Origin of the sequence: Rhizobium oryzicola (genome assembly GCF_030504645.1) — a bacterium.
Classification (GTDB): Bacteria; Pseudomonadota; Alphaproteobacteria; order Rhizobiales; family Rhizobiaceae; genus Neorhizobium; species Neorhizobium oryzicola.
In genome coordinates this window covers 71,802-95,298 of sequence record NZ_JAUKWQ010000001.1, presented here as the reverse complement: position 1 = coordinate 95,298, position 23,497 = coordinate 71,802, and the positions used below count along the sequence as shown (strand labels likewise).

At 59.7% G+C, this 23,497-nt stretch carries 27 protein-coding genes and 1 tRNA gene; 18 read left to right on the top strand and 10 right to left on the bottom strand.

The genetic code is table 11. The features are described from left to right. Nucleotides 1–2: 2 nt before the first annotated feature. From exbD to Q2T52_RS00425, 3 genes are read left to right on the top strand one after another with little or no spacing between them, the layout of a single operon-like run. The gene (gene exbD, locus Q2T52_RS00435) at nt 3–449 is read left to right on the top strand and encodes a TonB system transport protein ExbD (protein WP_302074715.1); all 447 of its coding nucleotides are present in this window, start codon (nt 3–5) and stop codon (nt 447–449) included. After that, nucleotides 446–1,468: a TonB family protein gene (locus Q2T52_RS00430; protein WP_302074714.1), complete on the top strand. Its 1,023-nt coding sequence runs from the start codon at nt 446–448 to the stop codon at nt 1,466–1,468. The genes exbD and Q2T52_RS00430 overlap by 4 nt, the downstream gene beginning before the upstream one ends. A 54-nt stretch (nt 1,469–1,522) precedes the next feature. Then, the gene (locus tag Q2T52_RS00425; RefSeq protein ID WP_302074713.1) at nt 1,523–2,515 is read left to right on the top strand and encodes an Ldh family oxidoreductase; all 993 of its coding nucleotides are present in this window, start codon (nt 1,523–1,525) and stop codon (nt 2,513–2,515) included. Nucleotides 2,516–2,522: 7 nt separating this feature from the next. Here the strand turns inward: Q2T52_RS00425 and Q2T52_RS00420 are convergent, their stop codons facing one another. The 4 genes from Q2T52_RS00420 to Q2T52_RS00405 all read right to left on the bottom strand — a co-directional run bounded on the left by Q2T52_RS00420 (nt 2,523) and on the right by Q2T52_RS00405 (nt 6,800). Then, entirely contained in the window at nt 2,523–3,812 is a 1,290-nt protein-coding gene (locus tag Q2T52_RS00420; protein WP_302074712.1) for an FtsX-like permease family protein, read from the bottom strand. Continuing rightward, on the bottom strand, nt 3,809–4,498 hold the full coding sequence (locus tag Q2T52_RS00415; protein ID WP_302074711.1) for an ABC transporter ATP-binding protein: 690 nt from the start codon (nt 4,496–4,498) through the stop codon (nt 3,809–3,811). Before Q2T52_RS00415 ends, Q2T52_RS00420 begins: the two co-directional genes overlap by 4 nt. Nucleotides 4,499–4,501: 3 nt before the next feature. Beyond that, complete coding sequence (locus Q2T52_RS00410; RefSeq protein ID WP_302074710.1) at nt 4,502–4,972, bottom strand: hypothetical protein; 471 nt, start codon at nt 4,970–4,972, stop codon at nt 4,502–4,504. 88 nt (nt 4,973–5,060) lie between these two features. Continuing rightward, the gene (locus tag Q2T52_RS00405) at nt 5,061–6,800 is read right to left on the bottom strand and encodes an alkaline phosphatase (protein ID WP_302074709.1); all 1,740 of its coding nucleotides are present in this window, start codon (nt 6,798–6,800) and stop codon (nt 5,061–5,063) included. A gap of 407 nt (nt 6,801–7,207) precedes the next feature. On the opposite strand from Q2T52_RS00405, the gene Q2T52_RS00400 reads away from it, so the two are divergent. The 3 genes from Q2T52_RS00400 (at nt 7,208) to Q2T52_RS00390 (ending at nt 10,769) form a co-directional block, all read left to right on the top strand. Further along, nucleotides 7,208–7,831, top strand: a complete 624-nt coding sequence (locus Q2T52_RS00400; protein ID WP_302074708.1) for a ribonuclease D — start codon at nt 7,208–7,210, stop codon at nt 7,829–7,831. 89 nt (nt 7,832–7,920) lie between these two features. Then, nucleotides 7,921–8,955 carry a hypothetical protein gene (locus Q2T52_RS00395; RefSeq protein WP_302074707.1) on the top strand — a complete coding sequence of 345 codons (1,035 nt, stop codon included), beginning with the start codon at nt 7,921–7,923 and terminating at the stop codon, nt 8,953–8,955. Between the two features lie 218 nt (nt 8,956–9,173). Continuing rightward, the gene (locus Q2T52_RS00390; RefSeq protein ID WP_302074706.1) at nt 9,174–10,769 is read left to right on the top strand and encodes a hypothetical protein; all 1,596 of its coding nucleotides are present in this window, start codon (nt 9,174–9,176) and stop codon (nt 10,767–10,769) included. Nucleotides 10,770–10,856: 87 nt separating this feature from the next. Here Q2T52_RS00390 and rpsA read toward each other — a convergent pair whose 3' ends face one another. Next, on the bottom strand, nt 10,857–12,560 hold the full coding sequence (rpsA, locus tag Q2T52_RS00385; RefSeq protein ID WP_302074705.1) for a 30S ribosomal protein S1: 1,704 nt from the start codon (nt 12,558–12,560) through the stop codon (nt 10,857–10,859). A 163-nt stretch (nt 12,561–12,723) separates the two neighbouring features. Beyond that, nucleotides 12,724–13,359 (bottom strand): (d)CMP kinase, encoded by a 636-nt coding sequence (gene cmk / locus Q2T52_RS00380; protein WP_302074704.1) that lies wholly within the window; start codon nt 13,357–13,359, stop codon nt 12,724–12,726. A 191-nt stretch (nt 13,360–13,550) separates the two neighbouring features. On the opposite strand from cmk, the gene Q2T52_RS00375 reads away from it, so the two are divergent. The 4 genes from Q2T52_RS00375 to Q2T52_RS00360 all read left to right on the top strand — a co-directional run bounded on the left by Q2T52_RS00375 (nt 13,551) and on the right by Q2T52_RS00360 (nt 14,944). Further along, nucleotides 13,551–13,937 carry a TIGR02300 family protein gene (locus Q2T52_RS00375; protein ID WP_302074703.1) on the top strand — a complete coding sequence of 129 codons (387 nt, stop codon included), beginning with the start codon at nt 13,551–13,553 and terminating at the stop codon, nt 13,935–13,937. 157 nt (nt 13,938–14,094) lie between these two features. Beyond that, nucleotides 14,095–14,170 (top strand) — tRNA-Ala (locus Q2T52_RS00370). 178 nt (nt 14,171–14,348) lie between these two features. Further along, entirely contained in the window at nt 14,349–14,645 is a 297-nt protein-coding gene (locus Q2T52_RS00365) for a type II toxin-antitoxin system RelE/ParE family toxin (protein WP_302075986.1), read from the top strand. A 5-nt stretch (nt 14,646–14,650) separates the two neighbouring features. Beyond that, a complete protein-coding gene (locus tag Q2T52_RS00360) occupies nt 14,651–14,944 on the top strand; it encodes an addiction module antidote protein (RefSeq protein ID WP_302074702.1) in 294 nt (97 codons plus the stop codon). A gap of 13 nt (nt 14,945–14,957) precedes the next feature. Here Q2T52_RS00360 and Q2T52_RS00355 read toward each other — a convergent pair whose 3' ends face one another. Next, nucleotides 14,958–15,245: a hypothetical protein gene (locus Q2T52_RS00355; protein ID WP_302074701.1), complete on the bottom strand. Its 288-nt coding sequence runs from the start codon at nt 15,243–15,245 to the stop codon at nt 14,958–14,960. A 134-nt stretch (nt 15,246–15,379) separates the two neighbouring features. Beyond that, nucleotides 15,380–15,634, bottom strand: a complete 255-nt coding sequence (locus Q2T52_RS00350) for a hypothetical protein (protein WP_302074700.1) — start codon at nt 15,632–15,634, stop codon at nt 15,380–15,382. Nucleotides 15,635–15,760: 126 nt separating this feature from the next. Between Q2T52_RS00350 and Q2T52_RS00345 the strand changes: the two genes are divergently transcribed. The 6 genes from Q2T52_RS00345 (at nt 15,761) to Q2T52_RS00320 (ending at nt 20,926) form a co-directional block, all read left to right on the top strand. After that, complete coding sequence (locus Q2T52_RS00345) at nt 15,761–16,327, top strand: DNA-3-methyladenine glycosylase (protein WP_302074699.1); 567 nt, start codon at nt 15,761–15,763, stop codon at nt 16,325–16,327. A 127-nt stretch (nt 16,328–16,454) separates the two neighbouring features. After that, nucleotides 16,455–17,660 carry a kynureninase gene (gene kynU, locus Q2T52_RS00340; protein ID WP_302074698.1) on the top strand — a complete coding sequence of 402 codons (1,206 nt, stop codon included), beginning with the start codon at nt 16,455–16,457 and terminating at the stop codon, nt 17,658–17,660. Then, a complete protein-coding gene (gene kynA / locus Q2T52_RS00335) occupies nt 17,657–18,496 on the top strand; it encodes a tryptophan 2,3-dioxygenase (protein WP_302074697.1) in 840 nt (279 codons plus the stop codon). The genes kynU and kynA overlap by 4 nt, the downstream gene beginning before the upstream one ends. A gap of 27 nt (nt 18,497–18,523) precedes the next feature. Further along, nucleotides 18,524–19,351 (top strand): hormone-sensitive lipase, encoded by an 828-nt coding sequence (locus tag Q2T52_RS00330; protein ID WP_302074696.1) that lies wholly within the window; start codon nt 18,524–18,526, stop codon nt 19,349–19,351. Between the two features lie 87 nt (nt 19,352–19,438). Continuing rightward, nucleotides 19,439–20,149 carry a YoaK family protein gene (locus Q2T52_RS00325; RefSeq protein WP_302074695.1) on the top strand — a complete coding sequence of 237 codons (711 nt, stop codon included), beginning with the start codon at nt 19,439–19,441 and terminating at the stop codon, nt 20,147–20,149. Nucleotides 20,150–20,152: 3 nt separating this feature from the next. Further along, complete coding sequence (locus tag Q2T52_RS00320; protein WP_302074694.1) at nt 20,153–20,926, top strand: YdcF family protein; 774 nt, start codon at nt 20,153–20,155, stop codon at nt 20,924–20,926. A gap of 9 nt (nt 20,927–20,935) precedes the next feature. On the opposite strand, the gene Q2T52_RS00315 is transcribed toward Q2T52_RS00320, so the two are convergent. Further along, nucleotides 20,936–21,409, bottom strand: coding sequence for a hypothetical protein (locus Q2T52_RS00315; RefSeq protein ID WP_302074693.1), 474 nt, complete (start codon nt 21,407–21,409; stop codon nt 20,936–20,938). Between the two features lie 189 nt (nt 21,410–21,598). Here Q2T52_RS00315 and Q2T52_RS00310 point away from each other — a divergent pair, with 189 nt between their 5' ends. Further along, a complete protein-coding gene (locus tag Q2T52_RS00310; protein ID WP_302074692.1) occupies nt 21,599–22,258 on the top strand; it encodes a trimeric intracellular cation channel family protein in 660 nt (219 codons plus the stop codon). A 6-nt stretch (nt 22,259–22,264) separates the two neighbouring features. Here Q2T52_RS00310 and irrA read toward each other — a convergent pair whose 3' ends face one another. Then, nucleotides 22,265–22,681, bottom strand: a complete 417-nt coding sequence (gene irrA / locus Q2T52_RS00305; RefSeq protein WP_302074691.1) for an iron response transcriptional regulator IrrA — start codon at nt 22,679–22,681, stop codon at nt 22,265–22,267. A 285-nt stretch (nt 22,682–22,966) separates the two neighbouring features. Here irrA and fabA point away from each other — a divergent pair, with 285 nt between their 5' ends. After that, complete coding sequence (gene fabA / locus Q2T52_RS00300; RefSeq protein WP_302074690.1) at nt 22,967–23,482, top strand: 3-hydroxyacyl-[acyl-carrier-protein] dehydratase FabA; 516 nt, start codon at nt 22,967–22,969, stop codon at nt 23,480–23,482. The last annotated feature ends 15 nt before the right edge of the window (nt 23,483–23,497 follow it).

Genomic DNA, 23,497 nt, shown 5'->3' with positions numbered 1-23,497 from the left:
CCATGGCCGGCGGCATTCGCGAAAGCCAGGGGGACGATCTTCCCGAAAACCACGAGATCAACGTCACACCTTTCATCGACGTAATGCTGGTGCTGCTGATCATCTTCATGGTGGCGGCACCGCTGGCGACCGTCGACGTGAATGTGGATCTTCCGGCCTCGACCGCCAAGCCTGTGCAGCGACCGGACAAGCCCCTCTACCTCACGCTCAAGCAGGACCTTTCGCTCAATATCGGCAATGACAATGTCGGCCGCACGCAACTGGCTGCAGCACTCACCAAGGCATCCGAAGGCAACAAGGATGTCAGGATCTTCCTGCGGGCTGATCGTGCCGTTGATTACGGTCAGCTGATGGACGTGATGAACCTGTTGCGGGATGCAGGCTACCTCAAGATCGCGCTGGTGGGACTTGAAACACTGCCCGGAATGGCAACGGGATCGCAGCCATGACAGCGCTCCTTGAGCGATCGGAAGGATTGCTGGTCCGCGATGCGACGCTCTGGACCGTCGCTGCCGCTCTCGTCGTGAGCGTGCACGTGGCCGGCGTCGGCCTGATGCTGCGTGAAAAGCCTGCGGAAGACATTGGTGCCGGTGATCCACCAGCCATCATGCTGGAGCTTGCGCCCGAACCTCAAGCCAGGATGCCTGAGGAAACGGTCGCATCCAAGGAAACAGAAACGGCGGAAGAGGTCAAAAGCCGGCAACTGGAGCCGGAAAAGCCAGCTGAGACTCCCCCACCACCAGAACCTCAACCACAGCAGGCCGCGGAGGTTCCGCCAGAGCCTCAGCCACCGGAGCCAATAAAGGAAGAGGTGCAACCGGAACCAACTCCTTCGCCCACTCCAGAGCCTCCTCCTCAGCAGACTCAGGAGCCGCAGCCGGAACCTGTGCCTGAACAGACGGCCACGATCCCCGAGGCGCTGCCACCGATTGCCGAAACGGTACCGGAGAAGCCACCGCTTCTGGAGAATGTGGAGGTTCCCCTGCCTGTGATGCGGCCACCTCCACCTGCGGAAGAGAAGGCTGAGAAGAAGCCCGATCCGCCGGAAAAGAAGAAGGTCGCGCAGAAGCCGAAGCCAAAGCCGCAGCAGCAGGCTTCGCAGCAAAAGGTCGAGGCCAAGACGGAAGCGCCGGTAGCGGACAAGACGGCAGCAAACCGCACCTCTCAGGAGCGAACCGGTACGTCGCGTCAATCGGAAGAATGGGAAAGCAAGGTCGCCTCCTATATCCGCAGGCGCAGTTCCTTCCGCTGCCCGGCCGGTTTCCACGGCAAGTCGCTGACGGCGACGATCGCCTTTCGCATCGATGCCTCGGGCAATATCCTGAGCGTGTCGCTGGCGAGAAGTTCGGGCTTCCCCGAGGTCGATGAGCAGGCGGTATCCAACATCAATCGCCTGTCTAGCGTCCCGACGCCGCCTTCCGATGCCAAGCTGACGATCAGGGTTCCCACCGGACCCACGGGTTGTTAAGACAGCCGAGCCGCCTTCTGCGTGGCTCGCTCTGTAATAACCAAGGCCCTCCTCATGCATTTCCAGATTGCCGAACTCACAGACCTCGTCACCGGCGTGTTCGAGAAGAATGGCGTTCGCCCGGCAGCGGCGGCATCGGTCGCCCGCGCACTTGTAGCCTCCGAAGCGGCAGGGCAATCGGGCCACGGGTTGCGCCGCGTTCCGGCGTATGTAAAGCAAGCGCGCGCGGGCAAGGTGAATGGGCAGGCGGAGCCCAGCGCAACGCGCCCCAAGCCGGGCTTTCTCGCCATTGATGTGCGGTTCGGCTTCGCCTATCCGGCGCTCGATCTTGCAGTGGCTGAGCTCCCGGCCATGACACGGGCGCAAGGCATTGCCTGCGCGGCCATTCACAATTCACATCATGCAGGGGTCATGGCGCTGACGGTGGAACGCCTGGCCGAGCAGGGCCTTGCCGCCATGATGTTTGCTAATGCGCCTGCCTCCATGGCGCCCTGGGGCGGCAGGAAGCCGTTGTATGGCACCAATCCCATTGCCTTTGCAGTTCCCATGGCCGGTGGCGATCCCATCGTCATCGACCTTGCGCTCTCCAAGGTGGCGCGCGGCAAGGTGATGGAAGCGCATCAAAAGGGTGCACCAATCCCGGATGACTGGGCGCTCGACGCGGACGGTAACCCGACCACCGATGCCGATGCGGCCCTGAAGGGGACCATGGCGCCTGCAGGTGGCGCCAAGGGTGCGGCACTGGCGCTGATGGTGGAAGTGTTGGCCGCCGGTCTCACCGGCGCGCATTTTTCCCATGAGGCAAGCTCGCTGTTTGACGACAAGGGTCCGCCACCGGCGCTTGGCCAGTTCATCATCACCATAGACCCGCAAGCGGCGGCTGGAGAGGCCGCCACGCAACGGATCGCCGCGCTTGCAAGCCTGATGACGGAAGAGGATGGTGTGCGTCTACCCGGCCGCAAAGGTCGCTCAGCACGGCGTCTGGCCGACCAGCAAGGCATCGAGATCGAAGACAGCGTGATGAAAGCCATCGCCGATCTCGGATAGGCGTAATTTATGCCCGCAAGGCCTGGGCCGGTGACTGGCGGTAGGCGAGAAGCGCCGGGATGGCGGCGAAGAGGGCTGCGAGCAGAAGCAATGCTGACGCCATGCGCCAGTCCTCCATCGCGAACTCCACGGGCAGGATGACGCCGGTCTGTGTCGTGAAGGCAGTTCCGATGAAACGGGCGCCCGTATAGCCCAGCGCGAAGCCAAGGCCGATGCCAAGGGCGACCAGCCCGAACAATTCGCTCCAGACAATAGAGAAGACGGCTGTGCGGGGTGCCCCGAAGGCCCTGAGCGCACCTATCTGGCGGCGTCGTTGGCCGACATGAATGAGGCTGACGAGCAGAAGAGCAGCCGCCACCAGCACTTGCGATCCGGCAGAGACGGCAGCAAGAACGAACTTGGCATCCCCCAGCGTTGCATAAAGTTTGGTCAGCACTTCACCCGGAAAGACGGCAAGCGTTGAACCGGAGCGATACTCCTGGCGCAGGCGATAGGCATCGGCGATTGTCTTTGGTTTTACGAGAATAGCCGGCAAGCCCGGCGCTTCTTGCGTAAAGGCCTCGTTGACTGGTGCATCCGCATCCACATGGCCGTGATGATGATCATGCTCGTCATGATGCTCCGGTTCAGCGGGGGCGTTCGCCGCCCCAGCCGTATCAGCATGGTCATGGTCGTCATCATGATCGTCATGCGCACCCAGGCCATGCAGATGCCAGACCGCCTGCACAGGCACCAGGATCGCACGGTCCCAGGGCGTGCCCGTTGGTTTCAACTTGCCGACGACGCGATAGGCGATCTCCTTGTGGGTCTCGCCGCCGGTTTCTGCCGTGCCATGCATGGGCTTGACCTCCGCGCCAACTGGGAGATCGACGCCGGCACCGACCACCGCCTCCCCCTCATGCGCAAAGACGGCACCGGCGGAAAATCCTGTTGTCGTTCCCGTAATCAGTTTTGTCGTCGTGCCGACGATGGGGTGACCCAGAAAACTATCGCCGAAGCCCACGGGTGCCGCCCAGGCGACGCGCGGATCGGCATTCAGCTTGGCCAGTACATCACCGGGCATCAGCGGCAGCGGAGAGGGCTGCAGGAAGACGGAGGAGAGAACAAGCTGCGTTTCGCTACCTGCGGCACTCACCACCAAATCGAAACGGTCTGCGGCACGAGCACTGCCCAACCGCAGCGCCCGCTCTTGGAGGGTGACGGTGACACCGAGAGCCGTTGCCAGCGCAACCAACAGGATCATGACGGCCGCGCCCAGCCAAAGGCGGCGCAGATCAGCAAGAATAAAGGAGATCATGCTGATGACTCCGCATCGACCGTATCGCTGACGATTTCACCGGCGCGCATAGCAATGCGGCGCTTCATTCTCTCCACCAGGCGCGGATCGTGCGACGCGACGAGAAGCGTGCAGCCGGTTTCTACAGCGATCGACAGCAGCAGGTTGGCAACCGCCTCGCCACTTTCGGCGTCGAGACTGGCGGTCGGCTCGTCAGCGACGATGATGCCCGGCTCGCGCAGAAGCGCACGGGCAATTGCCACGCGCTGCATTTCACCCCGCGACATGGTTTCGACATGCTGGTCCGGGCGCGACAGGCCAACCTTGACCAATAATTCGCCTGCCCGCTGCTTCAGCGCCTCACTTGCCACCCGGGCAAGCTTTGCGGGAAGCAAGACGTTTTCAAGAGCGGACAGCCCTGGAAACAGATGAAAATCCTGCATGACAAGGCCGACATGCTCGGCGCGCCAGCGATCACGGCCGCTTTCGCTCAAGGCAGCAATGTCCACCGCCTCCCACACGACGCGACCAGCTGTCGGCCTTTCCAGGCCGGACAGCACATTCAACAGGCTGCTCTTGCCCGACCCCGAGCCGCCGGTGATTGCCACATGTGCCCCGGAGCCGATCATCAAGTGATCGACATTCAAAACAGGCACGGCCATATCGGGCACGCTCAGGCGCACACCTTCCACAATCAGCGATGTCATGGCTTAGGCCATCCTGAAACTTGCATCTCGAATACGAAGCCGGCTGACGAACCCAGTCTCAGGATCAATCCACGAGCCCATGTCCAATTGGCCCTGCACTTCGATCAACTGGTTGGGCTGTGTGAAGGTCTGCTTGGCGCCGAGATAGACGACCACGATATTGTCGGGCCAATCCGCATCAGAGGAGCAAAAGGGGCAAAGCGACATCGGGATTTCGGTCAGCACGAAAAAAGCCGCTTCCGCCTTCAAAGGCGGCGCCATGAAGCCACGCATCGCGACCGGCTTGCCGGTGAGGGTCTTGACCTTGTCTGAAAATTCGAGGCCGAGAACGCTCACCTTGCCGTAGAGCTCGCCGAAGCTCAGCTGCGTGGTCGCGGCATAGGCTTCACGAAACGGCACGGTTGCGAAGGCAAGGCCTATCGTCGACAGAAATGTCCGACGGTCAAAGTGCAAAACGTCGATACCACGAGACATGGGCGACCTCCGACGAGAGAGAGCAAATCTTTAAACGGAAATATCCGGGCAGCAAGCTGCCCGGATAAGACTGCAAGCGAAAGATGGCTTACTTCTTGGCGCCGAGCGCGAAGGTATCGACCAACACCTTGTAGACGTCGCTTTCTTCCAGATAGCCCTTGAAGCCTTCGGAGCCCGGGCCCGTGGACTGCAGGATGACGTCATCAACAGCGTGAACGGCGGTATCAGCCGAACGCGGCAGGTTGCCTTCGCGGAAGACGGCACCCGGGACGTTCTTGTAAGCTTCGTTGGCAACGTACTGCTTCTTCTCATTCTGGACAGCCGGCTCGAACGGGCCGTCCATCTTCGGACGCCAGGTCTCGTAATAGTCCGGGAAGTTGGATGAGAAGACAGCCAGGCGACGGGTCACATCGACCTTGTCCGGATAGCCGTCGCCATCCTTGTCTTCGTAGTTCGGGAAGCCGGCATCCGCATAGGTGCCGACCTTCTCGCGCATGTCGGTGCCCGGCTTTTCATCATCGATCGTGCCGATGACGGAAACGCCGTGGGTGTGGTCGCCAGTCACGACGATCAGCGTGTCCGGGTTCTTCTTCAGGAATTCCAGGCCAAGGCCGACAGCCTGGTCGAATTCGATGGTTTCATACATGGCGCGGTCCCAGTCCATCGGGTGGGACATTTTGTCGATGGAGGCGCCTTCCACCATCAGGAAGAAGCCTTCCGGGTTCTTCGAGAGGTTGTCGAGGGCGACCTTGGTCATTTCAACAAGGCCGGGCTGGTTCGGGAACTTATCGACGGTGCCCTTCTTCAACTGCTGGCGGTCGAGGACGGAGTCCATGTTGCCGGTGTGGAAGAGACCGAGGATCTTGTCGCCGGACACCTTGGCAAGCTCGTTCTTATCGGTTGCCAGGCTATAGCCGGCGTCCTTGAACAGCTTGATGTAGTCCTTGTCGTCCTTGCGCTTGGAACCGGCCACATCCTTGGACAGGAAATAGGCAGAGCCACCGCCGAGAATGACGTCCGGCTTCACATCATACATCATGCCGACGATTTCGGCCTTGTCGGCACGGGCGCGGGTGTGCGCAACAACGGCGGCCGGGGTCGCGTCTTCGATTTCAGCGCCGGACACAATGCCGATCGACTTCTTCGTCGTGCGGCGAACAGCTTCGGCAATGGTTTCGACGCGCGGGTCATCCAGCGTATTCGGCGTACGGTCCGCGTAAACGCCAAGTGCGTTCACGGCCGTCTTATGACCGGTCATGTAGGCCGACATGGTGTTGGCACTGTCGGTTGCAATGGCGTTCGTGGAGGAGGTGCCGATGAAGGCAGCGCGATCCAGGGTGTCCATGTTCAGGTGGCCGTTTGCCTTGCCCTCCGTCATGCCCTTGGACATGATGCGGGCGCCGGTGCGGTGCGCAACAGACAGGCCATCGCCCAGGAAGAAGATGATGTTCTTGGCCTTCGGCTTGTCAGCCGTGGCGTAAACATCCCAGGTCACGGACTTCTTGTCGTCGCCAGCGGCAACTTCGATCTTGTAGGTGCCAGCCGGCAGCTTCGCGCCGCGCAGGATCAGGGCAGAACCGAGAACCTTGTCGTCCTTGCCCTTCTCTTCGGCAACGAACTTGGCTTCCGTGCCGAACACGGATTTGTAATCCTGACCGTTAACGGTCACCTTGACGTCCTCGGGCTTTACGACGGACTTGAATTCGACTTTGAAGTCAAACGGCGAACCGTTCAGAATAGTGGCGCGGTCCAGAGGATAAACGGTGGCGGCCTGGGCAGCACCAGCAAGTGCAGTGGTCGCAATCAGGGCAGCAAAAAGCGTGCGCATAAGGTCCTCACAACGATGTGTTCAATCACATCGTCGCTATAATCACGCCTTATGACAGCTGCGTGAAATCAACTATTCTAAAACAACTTAAGATACGTTATATTGTAACAAATCTGAAACGCAAAAAAGCCTGACGCGGGAGGAGGTGCGTCAGGCTTTTTAAACTCGACCGGCAATTGGGAGGAGGAGGATATTGCCGGTCCACATCGAGCGACACTGGGAGGAGGAGTGCGTCGCTGCGATGAGTTGGTTATACAGAAGAGCGCCTGCTCGGACAACAGCACTGCTGCAACGCAGCAATGCGTGAAACGCAAAGCTGAGCTATCCTGTGTGTTAGATTTGAGCATGGTGGTGTTGCGACCCCTCCGCTTCCGCTATAGCGAAGTTAAGTTTTCCAGGGATTGACCATGAGCACCATTCGCTATCACGAAGGCGATATCTCCGCCGCCGATGCTGCCCGCTATACCGACGCTGTCGCAATCGACACCGAGACGCTTGGACTAGTACCGCGTCGCGACCGACTCTGCGTGGTTCAGCTTTCGCCGGGCGATGGAACCGCCGATGTGATTCGCATCGCGGCCGGGCAGAGGCAAGCGCCCAACCTCGTCACGTTGCTGGCAGACACGAGCAGGCAGAAGATCTTCCACTACGGCCGCTTCGACATAGCGGTGCTGTTTCACACCTTCGGCGTCACGACCACACCGGTGTTCTGCACCAAGATCGCCTCGCGCCTGACCCGCACCTATACCGACCGCCACGGCCTGAAGGACAATCTGAAAGAGATGCTCGATATTGACGTCTCCAAGGCGCAGCAGCAGACGGATTGGGCGGCAGAAAAGCTCTCGCAGGCACAGCTGGAATATGCGGCCTCCGACGTCCTCCACCTACACGCCCTGCGCGACAAGCTCATGCAGCGCCTGGTACGGGACAATCGGCTGGAGCATGCCGCGGCGTGCTTCGAATTCCTGCCGACGCGTGCCAAGCTGGATCTTCTGGGCTGGGAGGAAACCGACATTTTCGCGCATAGCTAACCAGATTCCACAACCCTCGGTTATCCTTTCATTAATTGGTGCGTGCGACCGTCTCACACGGATTCGCACATATCCAAGGGAAGGAAACCATGCAGATTATATCAGTACCATCAGCAGGTAAGATCGCTATTGGCCTGATGCAATCCATGCTGGACGAGACCGAGGAGCGCCGCCAGCGCGAGCAGCAGGAAAAGACCGGACAGGCACCTGACCCCATGGCCGAGGCAAGGGCTGCCGCAGACCGGGCAAGCCTGAGGGCGCGGGACAAGATCAGCTCTGCCCTGTTTTCCGTGAACCATGTGGATATAAATACGCTGAAGGCGCAGCTTTATCAAAAGCTCGGCCAGGCGGTTGGCGTTGAGCAAACACCCGATATGTCATCCTTTACCTACGGCCGAGCGATCGAAGCGGCCGTGGCGGATCTGACGAAAAAGGCTACGGACGAACTCAGCAAGACCCTCGGGCTAGACAAGCTTGGCGTAACGCTTTCAACGGTCATTGAAGCCATCCAGAATCCGTATTCCGATTCGGCAAGCGCTGTCGAAAAGGCACTTGAACAGGAATATGGCGGCGACGGCCTGTCCGACCGCGACACGGCCAAAATCCTCCAACGGCTGGAAGACGTGGCAAAGCCGAAGACGCTGGCCGAACTGAAGCTGGGAGAGAAACAGGCCGACCCGACGCATGTCGAGGATGCCGAGACGCAGGCCGAACGGCAGAAGGATATCGCAGCCCGCGAGGTTTCCGCCAAGCTGGACAGTGTCGAGGCAATGCACAAGAAGATTGCCGAACGGACCAAGGCTTCCGGCACCGCAGAATCCGACGATCGAATAAATGGGGCATCCGGCACGGATATGCTTGCTTTTTTTGCGGCGGCTGTAGAGGCACCCGATCGCGATGAAAAAGCCGTAAGCCGACCCGAGCTGGTGGCGAACCCACACACGGAAAGCGACCCTTCATTATCAAAGGCCGAACAATCAGATCAGGCGTTGTTGAAAGTGGAAAAGGATCGAGATCAGGACACAAACGGTGAAGAGACGGTTCTGGTTTCGTTGGATGAGATCGGCCTCTACCGCCTGCTGAAGCCAAAGCACGACCAGAAGCAGATCCCGGCAACAACCTGAATGGCGGTACCGTGCCAGATGGGAAGTGAATGCGTCATGCCCGCATGAGGCGCATCGTCACTAATGAAACATTAATCTTTTGATGAGAATACTTACCATTAATCGGCAGCTATGACGCCATGAGGCGCTGCGGAATGGCTTTTAGTCACAATCAGTCAGGCCAACCCTTGTTCTCCGTAGCCGGTATGCCCCCTTAATCGACCAGCGCGAGGCAAGCCATGCTGCCACCCGTTGCATTCGCATCCAGTGCATCCCTCAGCGGCCACAGCCAGCAACATCTTCTTTCGGCTGCGATTCAGGCAGACGGCAGTCGAACCCGTTCGGAGTATTCGGCCAACACCGGCAACGGGGAGGCGGGAAGTTCCAGCCGCCTGAACCTTCTGTCCCTGTCGGGGCAACTGCAATTGGCGCAGGGACTTTCCGTGGTCGCCAGCACCATCGGCAAGCTTATCCGGCTTGATCGCCGTGAAGGCGAATCGCTGTCGGATTACACGGAACGTCTTTCCCAGGCGATGGCCTCGCTGACGCCGGAACAACGCGCACTTCTGCAAAAGGCCTTGAACCAGATCCTGCAGGGTCTCTCCCTGCGCCTGTTATCGGAGATCCTGCGCAATCCAGCCGGCCCTGATGCCGCCAAGGTGGCGCTTCAGTTGGAACTTGCCGCCTATGCGGAACGCGATCTGGCCGAACAGGTGGTGCTGACATCCTACCAGGAAAACGAAGGAGAGATTAGCCAACCGCCCAATCGTCAAGAGAATGCGGAGCGCCCGAAACAGCGGATCGATCTTACTCCCCCGCGAACCGGTGCCAACAACAACACGGCATCCACGGCCAGCACGGCAGTGCCGGTCGCCGCCATGACGCGTGCACCGGCGACAGCGCCCCTCGCAACCGGGACGCCCAACGGCCAAAGCAGGACCTCTCCCGCCTCACCGCCCGTCGCGCGGCAGGACATGGCGGCTCTTCAAAATACCCGAAGCTCCGCGCACCAGGTTGCGGATGATGGCGGAATCTACCACGCATTTGATATCCGCAGCGATTGGGAAGCGGTCCCACAATCCGAAAGTCCCCGGTCGGAAGCCCGCAGCCCCTCCGATGCTCCGGCAAGGGGGAACGAGGTCACCCGCGGTGGGCATCAGCCAGAAGCTGCAAAGCTAGAAGCCCATCGGGAACAATCTTATCCGGCGGCAGCCAACCGATTGCCGGCGGACAAAGCGTCACGTTTGCCAACATCTTCGTCGCAATCTTCACCGCATCTCAACCCAGCCACTCTCTACGAGGCCGAAGGCGTCATTCTGTGGCTTCAGGATCTTGTTTCTGAAACGCCGTCGCATGTGAGCGATAGAGCGCGGGACTTTTCCGGGAATGCGACGATGGCCAATCTCCAGAGTGACGAACGGGCAACAGCCGCGACGCTTGCCAAATCCAGCACCTGGAACGCGACATCCGGAGAAATGCCTGCTGACGTACCCGCAGAGAAGCCTGCGATATCCCCGGCGCAATCGCTGGCGGCCACCCTTGCGGCAGCAGCCATGCCGGGTTCCGTAGCCGGAAATACGCAGCCGGAAGCAACCGGCGTCATCCCCTTCCCCATTCCTTATCCTTATCCGCCGCGCGGTGACGATTTCGATGAGGAAGAGCCACTGATCAAGCCGGTGGAAGCGACAGACGAGGAGCGTTCCAAGGGCCGCCGCAAGGGGCAACCGCGTGGTGGCAACCGGCAACAGCCAGAGCAATCAGAAGGGTCGTTCGACGATGTATCTGAAGACGGCGAGGCGCAGGATTATTACCAGCGCATGAGCGGCTGGGTCTGACCCAAGACATTCAGGCAAAGAAAGTCAAAGAAAAACCCGCCGGAACCATTGCTCCGGCGGGTTCTTCAATTCAGCATGCAACGGCTATTAGTCGTTGCTGCGGTTCTTCAGGGCTGCACCCAGGATATCGCCGAGCGAAGCGCCGCTATCGGACGAACCGAACTGAGCGACGGCTTCCTTCTCTTCTGCGATCTCGAGAGCCTTGATCGACAGCATGACCTTGCGGTCCTTCTTGGAGAAGTTGACAACGCGAGCGTCGACAACCTGACCAACCGAGAAACGCTCCGGACGCTGGTCGTCGCGGTCGCGAGCGAGATCGCCGCGGCGGATGAACGAGGTGATGTCTTCGTGGTTCACGAGCTTCACTTCGATGCCGCCATCGTTGACGCCGATGACTTCGCACGAAACAACAGCGTTCTTGCGCAGCTCGCCAGAGGTTGCGGCTTCGCCGACCGAATCACGACCGAGCTGCTTGATGCCGAGCGAGATGCGTTCCTTTTCAACATCGACGTCCAGAACGACAGCCTTGACGACATCGCCCTTGTTGAACTCTTCGATGACCTGCTCGCCCGGACGGTTCCAGTCGAGGTCGGACAGGTGAACCATGCCGTCAACGTCGCCTTCGAGGCCGATGAACAGGCCGAATTCGGTCTTGTTCTTGACTTCGCCTTCAACTTCCGTGCCCGCCGGATGGCTGTAGGCAAATGCCTGCCACGGGTTTTCGAGGGTCTGCTTCAGGCCGAGCGAGATGCGACGCTTGGACGGATCGACTTCGAGAACGACCACGTCAACTTCCTGGCTGGTGGACAGGATCTTGCCGGGGTGAACGTTCTTCTTCGTCCAGGACATTTCGGAGATGTGGATGAGGCCTTCGATGCCCGGCTCCAGCTCAACGAATGCACCGTAGTCGGTGATGTTGGTGACGGTACCGGAGATCTTCTTGCCAACCGGGTACTTGGCGGAGATGCCATCCCACGGATCGGACTCGAGCTGCTTCATGCCGAGCGAGATACGGTGGGTTTCCTGGTTGATGCGGATGATCTGAACCTTGACCTGCTGGCCGATGTTCAGGATTTCCGACGGATGGTTCACACGGCGCCATGCCATGTCGGTGACGTGCAGCAGGCCGTCGATGCCGCCGAGGTCAACGAACGCACCGTAATCGGTGATGTTCTTGACGACGCCGTCAACAACCTGGCCTTCTTCCAGGTTCTGAACGATTTCAGAACGCTGTTCGGCACGGGACTCTTCCAGAACCGTACGACGCGAAACAACGATGTTGCCGCGACGCTTGTCCATCTTGAGGATTTCGAAGGGCTGTGCGTTGTGCATCAGCGGGGTTACGTCGCGGATCGGACGGATGTCGACCTGAGAACGCGGCAGGAAGGCAACGGCGCCGTCAAGATCAACCGTGAAGCCGCCCTTGACCTGGTTGAAGATAACGCCTTCAACGCGCTCGCCAGCTTCGAACTTGGCTTCCAGCTTGATCCAGCTTTCTTCGCGGCGAGCCTTCTCGCGCGACAGAACAGCTTCACCGAGAGCGTTTTCGATGCGCTCAACGTAAACTTCAACTTCGTCGCCGACCTTGAGCGAGCCGTCCTTGCCCTTGGCGCCGAATTCCTTCAGCGGAACGCGACCTTCAACCTTGAGGCCGACGTCGATAACCGCAACGTCCTTCTCGATCGCGGTGACGAGACCCTTGGCAACATAGCCTTCGGCCAGGTCGTGCGATGCGAAAGATTCTTCGAGGAGGGCTGCGAAATCCTCCCGCGAGGGGTTTGCTACTGACATGAAATCTCCTGATCGTGCCATTGGCACGCGATGCGCCGGGGGTTCGTGTTGCTCATACCCAAAGATCAAGTCCGCCCTACACACTTCGAGGGCAATCCGGCGCGGGACCCGTGTCTTCAAGTTACTCGTCTGACGGTGATGCGCCGGGCGGGCCGGCGGATCGTCAATTCCTGTTCAAGGCCGCGTCGATGATACTCTTCGCCGCTTGAAATGCGGCCTCTATACTCATTTCCGAGGTATCAAGCAAGTGCGCATCGACAGCCGGTTTTAAAGGACTGTCAGCACGACCCATGTCGCGCTCATCGCGCTTTTTAACATCTGCAAAGATCGCTTCATAATCCGCCTCGCTGCCGCTTGCGAGGATCTCATCGTAACGGCGCCGGGCGCGCACGTCCGGAGATGCGGTGACGTAGAGCTTCACCGGCGCATTCGGACACACCACCGTCCCGATGTCGCGCCCGTCAAGCACGGTGCCGGGTTCCCGCATTGAAAAGGCTTGCTGCGCCTCAACGAGTGCACGGCGCACGGAGGGCATGACCGCAATCTTCGAGGCGGCTTCACCAATGTGATGCTGCGCCAGGGCAGAGCGATCGAGACCGGCAAGATCCACCTCGCGCGCCACCCTCGCCGCGACCGTCTCATCATCCAAAGGCAGACCGGTATCCAGCAGCGCCTTGGCTGTCGCGCGGTAGGTGAGCCCCGTATCCAGATGATGGAAGCCGTAGGTCTCGGCAATCCTGCGCGAGAGCGTTCCCTTGCCGGCGGCGGCCGGGCCATCGATGGCGATGATGAAGGTCATGAGACAATCCTCTTGCATATCCCGCTGCCCATAGCGGAAACCACGACAAAAGGCCAAGCGCTTGCGGCTTTGCAGGCCACATTTGCCTTTGACTTAAGGATTTACAAGCATTATGGGGACCGGCTAACAATTTTGAGCGTCGCGATTGCGGCAACGCCGAACTGATCGGCCATTCTCACGAGGCATCCACAGTGGCAAAAGCGGAACTTGGTACCAAGCGCACCGACCCGGATACGGGCAAGAAATTCTACGACCTGAACCGTGATCCGGTCGTTTCCCCTTACACGGGCAAGTCCTGGCCGCTCTCCTTCTTCGAGGAGAACACGGCACAGATGAAGATGGAACAGGCTGAAGAAGAAGAAGTCGCAGAAGTCGATACCGAAAATCCGGACGTCGAACTGGTCTCGCTGGAAGAAGGCGATGATGCAGCCGGCGGCGACGACCTGCCTGACATCGGCGATGACGACGTCGAGATCGACGGCGACGATGACGACACCTTCCTGGAAGCCGATGAAGACGATGATGACGATGACGTCTCCGGCATCATCGGCGTCGGTGGCGACGAAGACGAAGTATAAGATTTCCCAATGGTTAGGCCCGGATGTTGAAAAAATGTCCGGGCCTTTCATTTTTCGGCTTGCGCTCCCGGAAAACCGGAAGTAATAAGCCGCCACCCCAAACGAAGCGCCGCTTCCGAAGGGGTTCCCGGAACCGGTTAATGCCCGGTACCCTGATGGGGCTATAGCTCAGCTGGGAGAGCGCTTGCATGGCATGCAAGAGGTCAGCGGTTCGATCCCGCTTAGCTCCACCAAGTTTTTTCTCCCACTCAACTGACAAATAGTGGCCTTAGCTGATCGTGAAACAAAGCTTGTAGGCAAAGCCATGTCCACGCAAGCTTGAGCTTCCGCTCCCGCGAAGTGGATCAACATAGATTGAAGGCTTGATCCAGGCCGCTTGTTCGCTTGTAGCGCATGCGCTACAATTCCTTTATGTTAGAGATCCGGGAAACTGAAGCTTTCGCCACATGGTTTTCCCGTCTCCGGGACGAGAGAGCAAAAGCGCGGATCAACGCCCGCATCTTTCGTCTTTCCATAGGAAACCCTGGGGACGTAAAGCCCGTCGGCGAAGGCGTCAGCGAGCTCCGGATTGATTACGGACCCGGTTATCGGATCTATTTCGTCAAACAGGGTAAGGTGGTGATTATCTTGCTGTGTGGCGGCGACAAGAGCACGCAAGCCGGTGACATTACTGCAGCAAAGCAGATGGCGAAGGACGCGAAGGGATAACGACTATGGCGCTGAAGACAACCAAATGGGATGTCACGCAGCATCTCGACACGGAAGAAAAGATCGCGCTGTTTCTGGAGGCCGTCTTCGAAGAGGGCGATCCCGCAACGATCGCTGCGGCAATCGGTGAGGTCGCCAAAGCCCGAGGTATGACCCAGATCGCCAAGGATGCCGGATTGTCCCGGGAGAACCTTTACCGGGCACTGAGTGCGGAAGGAAATCCGGAATTCGGCACGGTGATGAAGGTCATAAAGGCGATGGGTTTCGATCTCAGAGTTACCCCTCACAAAGCCGCTTGATAGGATTGAGCCCTCAGGAGCCTTCGCGGTTTCGCCGATGGTAACCGTGATCCAGGTCTTTCCAGACGTAGAATCCGTTCCAAATGCCAAGCCAGATATCCAGCGCTCCGAGAGAGCGGTAGTTTCGTATCGGAGCCCTTGAAGCTTTCACACGTGAAGCGTTGAATTTGTTCATATGCCAATCACAGAGTGCCATCACAATCCATCCTGCGAATAGCGGCACCGCAACGTCTGACCACGTATAAAGAAATACCGCCAAGCCGATGATCACGATCAATCTATAAATGTTGAGCTTGGACATTCGCCTTCCACCTGGAGTGAATAAGCTGACACCAACTTAAGCTACCCGAAACGATGGCCAGCAGCAACGAAGGTCGACAAGCTGCTCATCGCGCCGCCAACGGCCTCATAGTTCATATGCCAATGTGATCGCGCCTACCCCCGCGGCTCGCCGCCCGGCGCATAGACGCTTTTGCGGGCGAAGCGGAACTTGTGGCCGCATTGGCAGCGCAGCATATATTTCGCTGGGTCGCGGGAGGCGAACTCGGTCGAAAAGCCCTTGGGCATCTCATCGATCTGGAAGCCCGGATCCTTGCGGCGTGGATCATCATCTTCAGACACTTCGGCAAAGCCGGAATGTCCGCATTGGGGGCATTCGAGTTTTCGGGAATATCGGTCGCGTGCTGCCATGCCGCTTACCTAGAGATTCGAAGCTGGAGTGGCAAGGCAATGTGTAGGAACGATATGCCTGCTGGCGGCGATCGAGGACCAGAAACGGGTTGCGCGCCCGCCCCTATCGCGCCACATGCTAGATGCATGGCCGCTTCATCTGATCTCACACATTTCTTCAGTCGTTCTTCCGTCGAGGTCGCGCGCGACCTGATCGGCGCAACGCTACTCTTCAACGGCGCGGGCGGCATCATTGTCGAGACGGAAGCCTATCAGCCGGATGACCCGGCCTCGCACAGCTTCAAGGGCATGAATGCCACCAACCGCACCATGTTCGGGCCGCCGGCGCATGCCTATGTCTACCGCTCCTATGGCATCCACTGGTGTCTGAACTTCGTCTGCCTGCCCGGCAGCGCGGTGCTGATCCGTGCGCTTCAGCCGACAGAGGGCATCGAAGAGATACAGGCGCGGCGCGGTCGAAGCGATCTCGCCAGTCTCTGTGCGGGACCCGGCCGCCTCACCCAGGCGCTTGGCATCCACCTTGGCCATGATGGATTGACGCTGAATGCTTCGCCCTTCGCCTTGACCCTGCCGGCCGCGCCGTCTCCCGTCATCAGCGGGCCGCGGATCGGCATCACCCGTGCCATGGAGCTGCCATGGCGGTTCGGTCTGCAGAGTTCTCGCTTCGTCAGCAAGAAGTTCAGGCCGGTCTAATAAAAACGCACAAAGCTCCAGCGTGATAGAATCTAGTTTAAACCTAAAATATTTTGGTTATCATGCCCGGAAGAAAGATGGCCGCGCCTGAAGACAGACGTGTGCCTGCCAAGCAGGGATCTCAGGAATGGCCGATTTCGAACGGACGCGTCAGTTGTTTCACATGCCGGAGGGAGTGATCTACCTCGACGGCAATTCGCTTGGGCCGCTGCCGCTTGCCGCGCGCGAGCGCGTGTCGCGCATGATGCAGGACGAATGGGGCGAGATGCTCATTCGCGGCTGGAACCAGGCCAACTGGATGGCGATGCCGCGCCGCATTGGCGATCGGGTCGGTCGGTTGATCGGCGCGCCTGCGGGCAGCGTCGTGATGGGCGATACGCTCTCCATCAAGGTCTATCAGGCGCTCGCTTCCGCCATCGATATTGCCGCGGAGAAAGATCCATCCCGTAAGATCATTCTCTCCGACAACGGCAACTTCCCCTCCGATCTCTACATGGCGGAAGGCCTGATCGCCTATCTCGATCGCGGCTATCAGTTGAAGATCGTTGATCCGGAAGAGGTGGAGACGGCTATCGACGAGACGGTTGCCGTGACCATGCTGACGGAAGTGGACTACCGCACCGGGCGCTTGCATGACATGAAGGCACTGACGGCGAAGGCGCATTCGCAGGGTGCCCTCTGCGTCTGGGATCTTGCCCATTCCGCCGGCGCTTTGCCCGTCGATCTGCTGGGCGCCGATGCCGACTTTGCCGTCGGCTGCACCTATAAATACCTGAACGGCGGCCCCGGCGCGCCGGCCTTCATCTATGTTGCGCCGCGCTGGGCAGAGCGCGCGCGCCCTGCCCTTTCCGGCTGGCTGGGACATGAAAAACCCTTTGCCTTCGATCTCAACTATCGACCGGGCGATGGCATTGACCGCATGCGGGTCGGCACACCGCCCATCCTGGCACTGGCAGCCCTCGATGCGTCCCTTGATGCCTGGGAGGGCGTCGAGTTGGCCGATGTACGGGCCAAGTCGATTGCGCTCTGCGATCTCTTCATCCGGCTGGTGGAGGATAAGTGCCCGTCACTGACGCTCGGCTCGCCCCGGGATGGCACGAAGCGCGGCAGCCAGGTCTCCTTCCTACACGCCGAAGGCTATGCCATCATGCAGGCGCTGATCGCTCGCGGCGTGATCGGTGATTTCCGTGCCCCGAACGCGATCCGCTTTGGCTTCACGCCGCTTTATATCAGCGAGCGCGATGTAGAAGGCGCTGTCGACATCCTTGCCGATATCATGACGAACAATCTTTGGGATGCCCCGGAATTCAAGCAGAAGGCGCTGGTAACGTGACCGTCACTCCTTACGATCCCGCGCAGGAAGGCGCTGAAATGTCCTTCCGGGAGCGCATGTCCTATACGGATTATCTGCAGCTCGACCCTATCCTTTCGGCGCAGAAGCCGCTCTCAACCGCGCATGACGAGTTGCTGTTCATCATCCAGCACCAGACGTCGGAGCTCTGGATGAAGCTCGCGATCCACGAAATTTCGTCGGCGATCAATGCCATCCGCCGGGACGAGCCGCAGCCCGCCTTCAAGATGCTGACGCGCGTGGCGCGCATTTTCGAACAGCTCAACAGCGCCTGGGATGTGCTGCGCACCATGACGCCCAGCGAATATACCGAGTTTCGCAATGCGCTTGGCCAATCCTCCGGCTTCCAGTCCTATCAGTATCGGGCGATCGAGTTTCTGGCCGGCAACCGCAACCTCGCCATGCTGGGGCCCCACAAGCACCGAAATGACCTGACACAAGGGCTGGAAGACATTCTCTCCCGCCCCAGCCTCTATGACGAGGCGATCCTGCTTCTGGCGCGCAACGGCTTCGATATCGGCGAAGATGGCCAGCGCACCAGCTGGCGGGAAAAGCGCAGCGAAAACGAAAAGGTGCTGGAAGCTTGGCGCCAGGTCTATCTGGCCCCTGCCCGTTACTGGGATCTCTATGAGCTGGCGGAAAAGCTGGTCGATTTCGAGGACTATTTCCGCCGCTGGCGTTTCAACCATGTCACCACGGTCGAGCGCGTCATCGGCTTCAAGCGCGGCACCGGCGGGACGTCGGGCACCCAGTATCTCAAGAAGATGCTGGAAGTGGAGCTTTTCCCAGAACTCTGGCGCGTGCGCACCGTCCTCTGACAAAACGATGAGCAAGGAGCCTAGCGGATGATCTTCCACCGGATCGAGGATTTCAACGACGCCTATACCAATGGCGCCAATATTCCGCAGGGCGAGCGCTGGCCGGAGGCCTGGGTGGCCCCGGCAAAAGCCTATCGGGAGACGATGTTTGCCAAGGGGCAGGCGCGGCTGGATCTCGCCTATGGCAAAAATTCGCGTAACCGGCTCGACCTCTTCCTGCCGCAGAGCACGCCGCTCGGTCTCGTGGTGTTCGTACATGGCGGATACTGGCAGGCGCTCGACAAATCCTACTGGTCGCATCTGGCGGCCGGTGCGGTGGAGAGCGGCTATGCGGTGGCGATGCCGAGCTACACGCTCTGCCCCGATGCTCGCGTCGGCGGGATCGTGACGGAAATCGGACAGGCCTTGACCGCCGCAGCTGCGATGTTGGACGGCCCCTTGCATCTGACCGGCCATTCCGCCGGCGGGCATCTCGTCACCCGCATGATCGCTGCGACGTCACCGCTTGCCTCCGATGTTCGAGCCCGCATTCGCACCGTGGTTTCCATTTCCGGCGTGCATGATCTGCGACCGCTGATCCATACCGGGCTCAACAACAACCTTCGCCTGGCCTCGGAAGAAGCGGCAGCGGAAAGCCCGGTGCTCATGACGCCCGGCGAAAACACGCGCCTGTTCTGCTGGGTGGGCGGCAATGAGCGTGCGGAATTCATCCGTCAGAATGCTCTGATGGCGAGCCTGTGGCTCGGGCTCGGCGCGGAAACGGGTGCTTACGTCGAGCCGGACCGGCACCATTTCAACGTGATCGACGGACTTGCCGACCCGAACCATGCGCTGACGCGGACTCTTCTGTCCTGATCTATTCCCAATTCCTCTGTGCCTGCCGTAAGCTGGAGCCGAGTCCGTGAGTCGCCTTCATTGCATTCGCGGCATGTTGAGGATGGCATGACGAGAGAAAGACGGCGGCGGATAATCAAGACGCAGCGGCGTAGCACAGGCGTCGCACTGGTGGCGGCCATATCCTACATCGCGGGCATGACGGATGCGATCGGGCTCCGCCTTTCGGGGGATTTCGTGTCCTTCATGACCGGCAACACCACCCGCTCCGCCATTGCCTTGGCTGACGGTGAGGATGCTCATGCCTTTGTGCTGCTGGGTGCGATCCTCGTCTTCGTGGCCGGTAATGCCATCGGCGTCATCATCGGCTATCTCGCCGACCGTCGCATTTTTGCGGTGCTGGCGAGCGTCAGCATCTTGCTTTCCTTCGCCGCCATACTGAATTCGCCTGCCGCGCATTATCCACGCTTCTATCTGGTCGTGCTGGCCATGGGGCTGGTGAATGCCGCTGTCGAGCACATCGAGGGCCTGCCGATCGGCCTCACTTACGTGACCGGCGCACTGTCGCGTTTCGGGCGCGGGCTTGGCCGCTTCATCTTGGGCGACCGGCAGTTCGACTGGAACATCCAGGCGGTGCCGTGGATCGGCATGGTCACAGGTGCACTCTCCGGCGCCATCCTCGGGCTCGCTCTGCCGGATCTGGCTCTCTTCATCGCCGCACTGCTGACACTTTGCGTCGCTCTTTCCACGCTGATGCTGCGCCGGGCCCTGCACCGGCGCTATAACCAGCGCGTGACCCGGGCCCCTCAGCGGAAGTGATTGATGTTTTACGTATCGAAGATCGTCTGGCTGCTGGCGCAGCCCCTGTCGCTCGCCTTTTTCCTGAGCGTATTGGCGGGGCTTTTGGGTCTGCTGGGCTGGCGGCGCCTTGGCTCGAGTATGGCGCTTGCCACTGCGCTGGTGCTTTTCCTGACGCTTTACACCACCACCGGAAACCTGATGCTGCAGGCGCTGGAAGACCGGGTACCGCGGCCCCAGGCCGAACCGCGCGAGATTGCCTGCATGATCGTGCTGGGCGGCGCCATCGAAAACGAGGTCATGAACAGTCGTGGCGGTATCGAATTCAACGCTGCTGCGGACCGCTATACCGAAGCGCTTCGACTGGCGATCGCGCATCCCGAGGCCAGGATCCTCGTTTCCGGCGGCGATGGCTCCTTCAGCGGCCGCTACGAGGGTGAGGCTGCCGCCGCCGAACGCTTCTTTTCGAGCTACGGCGTCTCGACAGCGAGAGTCATCAAGGAAAACGAGTCGCGAAATACCTGGGAAAACATGCAGAAGACAAAGGCACTGCTGGAAAAGCAGGGCCTCAAAGAGTGCCTGCTCATTACCTCGGCTTTCCACATGCCGCGCGCAACCGCGCTGTTCGAAAAGGCAGGGCTGGCCGTCAAACCCTGGCCGGTGGACTACCGGACGAGCGGTACGGTTTCACCCGGACTGGATTTCACCCAGCCATCGCTCAACGCGCAAAACACATCGACAGCGGTTCGGGAATGGCTGGGTCTTATCGGATACCGGCTGGCGGGCCGCATAGACTGACGCAAAGCGTCATTTCTTCGAGATCGTGAACATCTCCGCGCCGCGCACGCGCACGGTCATCAGGCACGGATCGCCGGCGAGGCGATCGCAATATTTGGGATGCATCTTGAACACGAAGACCATGTTGCCGAAGCGCTTGATGAAATCATAGCCGTAGATCTGGGCGGTTGCCATCAAGAGATAGCCGCCCTCCTTGACCTGGATGTAGAAGTTGTAGGGGCAACCTTCGCCGTTGCAGCCAACGCCCTTCTCGCCGTCACAGATCATCGAACCGTGGTTGATGACCACGTCCTGCAGGCCGTCATTGTTGATGTCGAGCTTGGTCGCGAATTCGTCGCCGAAGTCGACTGACTTGCACTGCTTGGAAAAATGGCTTTTCTCGAACGAGACAGGATCGTCGAGCAACTGTTGCTGTGACAGCGCAAGCGTCGGCATCAGGATGAGCCCGAGGGCCTGTACGAGAATCATCAGAAGCTTTGCCACCCGGCTCTCCTTCACCCAAATTGCTGTAGACAACGGACCTTCGCCGATGGCAGGCGCAGGCGCACCTTTCTATTGTAACCGCCTGGTACTTGCGTGACGCTGGAGACGGGGGCGGAAGCATCCAAGCTTTCGTGACACGTTCTGCCCTTAATAGTGACCTTTAGACACTTTGACCGAGCACCGACACCCATGTCCATTCTGACCTTTCTCGATTACGCCGGGGTCGCGCTGTTTGCCGCAACGGGCGGGCTTGCGGCATCGCGCAAGCAGCTGGACTTCGTAGGCTTCCTGTTCTTTGCCGCCACCACGGGCATTGGCGGGGGAACGCTGCGAGACCTCGTTCTGGGCGGTGGTCCGGTCTTCTGGGTGAAGGACCCGACTTACCTCATCATCTGCTTCATGGTTGGAATCTTCGTCTTCTTCACCGGCCATCGTGTCGAATGGCGCTATCGCCTTTTGGTGTGGCTCGATGCCGTGGGGCTCGCCGCCTATTGCGTCATGGGTGCGGCCAAGGGCCTGGCGGCTACGGGATCGCCCACGATTGCGATCGTGACAGGCACCATGACGGCAGCCTTCGGCGGCATCCTGCGCGACCTCATCGCCAATGAACCTTCGATCCTGCTGCGACCTGAAATCTATGTGACGGCCGCCATGGCCGGCGCTGCCGTCTTTACCGGCGCAACGCTCGGGGAATTGCCGCTCTGGCTGTCATCCTCTCTGGGCATGGCGGCCGCCTTCGGCCTACGGGGCGGCGCAATCCATTACGGGTGGATGCTACCAAGGTTTCACTCACGCCCCGGTCGTCCGACCGAGGAGGCTATGAAGGGCAAATCCAGGAGAAAGGGTTGATCCCGATCAGCGCTGCTTTTCACGCAGGCGGATGATCACGTCCACGTGCGAGATCTCCATGCCTTCCGGCGGCGCAGGCAGGTTGGCGATCTCGATATTGTTCACCGGAATATCGAGAACCTCGTTGCGGCCTTCGACAAAGAAGTGGTGGTGATCGGACACGTTAGTGTCGAAATAGGTTTTGGCGCTTTCGACGGCGAGAACGCGAATCAAGCCCGCTTCCGTAAACTGATGCAGCGTATTGTAGACAGTGGCCAGAGAAACCGGCACGCCGGCGGTGATCGCCTCCTCGTGCAGCTCTTCGACCGTCAGGTGCCGGTCGCCCTTGGCAAACAGGAGATCGGCCAGCGCAACGCGTTGGCGCGTGGGGCGCAGCCCGCAATCGCGCAATCTTGTTTCTACATCGATGCTGGCGTCTGCCATTAGGACGTTCTCTTCCCGTCGCCTGATTATTCTCGACTAAATGATATAACTTTTGCCGCCCACCCTTTCAATAGCCTGAAAGGGGCCACAAGGCCGGCTAGGGCGGGGAAATGCGAAAATTTGACCCGGAAGCCTCTGGTTTGCCGGGTCCGCTTCCTATATGCGGACCAGACTGAAAGCCGGTATTGTCCTGATCCTGATGATCGGGACATCGTGGCATGCTTTAAATAGGATCGGCGTTGGAATACACGTTCGGGGCGGATGTCGAGGGGACGAGAAGACCTCATGGAAAATAGAAAATCGAGTTTCACCTACGAAGAAATACTGCAGTGCGCCCACGGCGAACTCTTCGGGCCAGGCAATGCCCAATTGCCGCTGCCGCCCATGCTCATGGTTCACCGCATTACGGAAATTTCCGAGACCGGCGGCGCCTTCGACAAGGGTTACATCCGCGCCGAATACGACGTGAAACCCGACGACTGGTATTTCCCCTGCCATTTCGAAGGCAATCCCATCATGCCGGGTTGCCTGGGCCTCGACGGCATGTGGCAGATCACCGGCTTCTTCCTCGGCTGGCTCGGTGAAGAAGGCCGCGGCATGGCGCTTTCCACTGGCGAAGTGAAATTCAAGGGCATGGTTCGTCCTCACACCAAGCTTCTGCAATACGGTATCGACTTCAAGCGCGTCATGCGCGGTCGTCTGGTTCTCGGCACAGCCGATGGCTGGCTGAAGGCGGACGGGGAAACCATCTATCAGGCGACCGATCTGCGTGTCGGCCTTTCGAAGGACAAGACTGCCTGATATTCGTTGGGCATG

Bases quoted from the DNA above. Each gene is read 5' to 3' on its own strand.
- rpsA (WP_302074705.1), bottom strand. From the start codon at position 12,560: ATGTCAGTAGCAAACCCCTCGCGGGAGGATTTCGCAGCCCTCCTCGAA.
- Q2T52_RS00395 (WP_302074707.1), top strand. From the start codon at position 7,921: ATGCAGATTATATCAGTACCATCAGCAGGTAAGATCGCTATTGGCCTG.
- kynU (WP_302074698.1), top strand. From the start codon at position 16,455: ATGGCCGATTTCGAACGGACGCGTCAGTTGTTTCACATGCCGGAGGGA.
- Q2T52_RS00310 (WP_302074692.1), top strand. From the start codon at position 21,599: ATGTCCATTCTGACCTTTCTCGATTACGCCGGGGTCGCGCTGTTTGCC.
- Q2T52_RS00405 (WP_302074709.1), bottom strand. From the start codon at position 6,800: ATGCGCACGCTTTTTGCTGCCCTGATTGCGACCACTGCACTTGCTGGT.
- Q2T52_RS00360 (WP_302074702.1), top strand. From the start codon at position 14,651: ATGGCGCTGAAGACAACCAAATGGGATGTCACGCAGCATCTCGACACG.
- Q2T52_RS00345 (WP_302074699.1), top strand. From the start codon at position 15,761: ATGGCCGCTTCATCTGATCTCACACATTTCTTCAGTCGTTCTTCCGTC.
- Q2T52_RS00400 (WP_302074708.1), top strand. From the start codon at position 7,208: ATGAGCACCATTCGCTATCACGAAGGCGATATCTCCGCCGCCGATGCT.
- Q2T52_RS00415 (WP_302074711.1), bottom strand. From the start codon at position 4,498: ATGACATCGCTGATTGTGGAAGGTGTGCGCCTGAGCGTGCCCGATATG.
- Q2T52_RS00330 (WP_302074696.1), top strand. From the start codon at position 18,524: ATGATCTTCCACCGGATCGAGGATTTCAACGACGCCTATACCAATGGC.
- irrA (WP_302074691.1), bottom strand. From the start codon at position 22,681: ATGGCAGACGCCAGCATCGATGTAGAAACAAGATTGCGCGATTGCGGG.
- exbD (WP_302074715.1), top strand. From the start codon at position 3: ATGGCCGGCGGCATTCGCGAAAGCCAGGGGGACGATCTTCCCGAAAAC.
- Q2T52_RS00365 (WP_302075986.1), top strand. From the start codon at position 14,349: ATGTTAGAGATCCGGGAAACTGAAGCTTTCGCCACATGGTTTTCCCGT.
- Q2T52_RS00410 (WP_302074710.1), bottom strand. From the start codon at position 4,972: ATGTCTCGTGGTATCGACGTTTTGCACTTTGACCGTCGGACATTTCTG.
- Q2T52_RS00425 (WP_302074713.1), top strand. From the start codon at position 1,523: ATGCATTTCCAGATTGCCGAACTCACAGACCTCGTCACCGGCGTGTTC.
- Q2T52_RS00320 (WP_302074694.1), top strand. From the start codon at position 20,153: ATGTTTTACGTATCGAAGATCGTCTGGCTGCTGGCGCAGCCCCTGTCG.
- Q2T52_RS00350 (WP_302074700.1), bottom strand. From the start codon at position 15,634: ATGGCAGCACGCGACCGATATTCCCGAAAACTCGAATGCCCCCAATGC.
- fabA (WP_302074690.1), top strand. From the start codon at position 22,967: ATGGAAAATAGAAAATCGAGTTTCACCTACGAAGAAATACTGCAGTGC.
- Q2T52_RS00430 (WP_302074714.1), top strand. From the start codon at position 446: ATGACAGCGCTCCTTGAGCGATCGGAAGGATTGCTGGTCCGCGATGCG.
- Q2T52_RS00355 (WP_302074701.1), bottom strand. From the start codon at position 15,245: ATGTCCAAGCTCAACATTTATAGATTGATCGTGATCATCGGCTTGGCG.
- cmk (WP_302074704.1), bottom strand. From the start codon at position 13,359: ATGACCTTCATCATCGCCATCGATGGCCCGGCCGCCGCCGGCAAGGGA.
- Q2T52_RS00390 (WP_302074706.1), top strand. From the start codon at position 9,174: ATGCTGCCACCCGTTGCATTCGCATCCAGTGCATCCCTCAGCGGCCAC.
- Q2T52_RS00420 (WP_302074712.1), bottom strand. From the start codon at position 3,812: ATGATCTCCTTTATTCTTGCTGATCTGCGCCGCCTTTGGCTGGGCGCG.
- Q2T52_RS00325 (WP_302074695.1), top strand. From the start codon at position 19,439: ATGACGAGAGAAAGACGGCGGCGGATAATCAAGACGCAGCGGCGTAGC.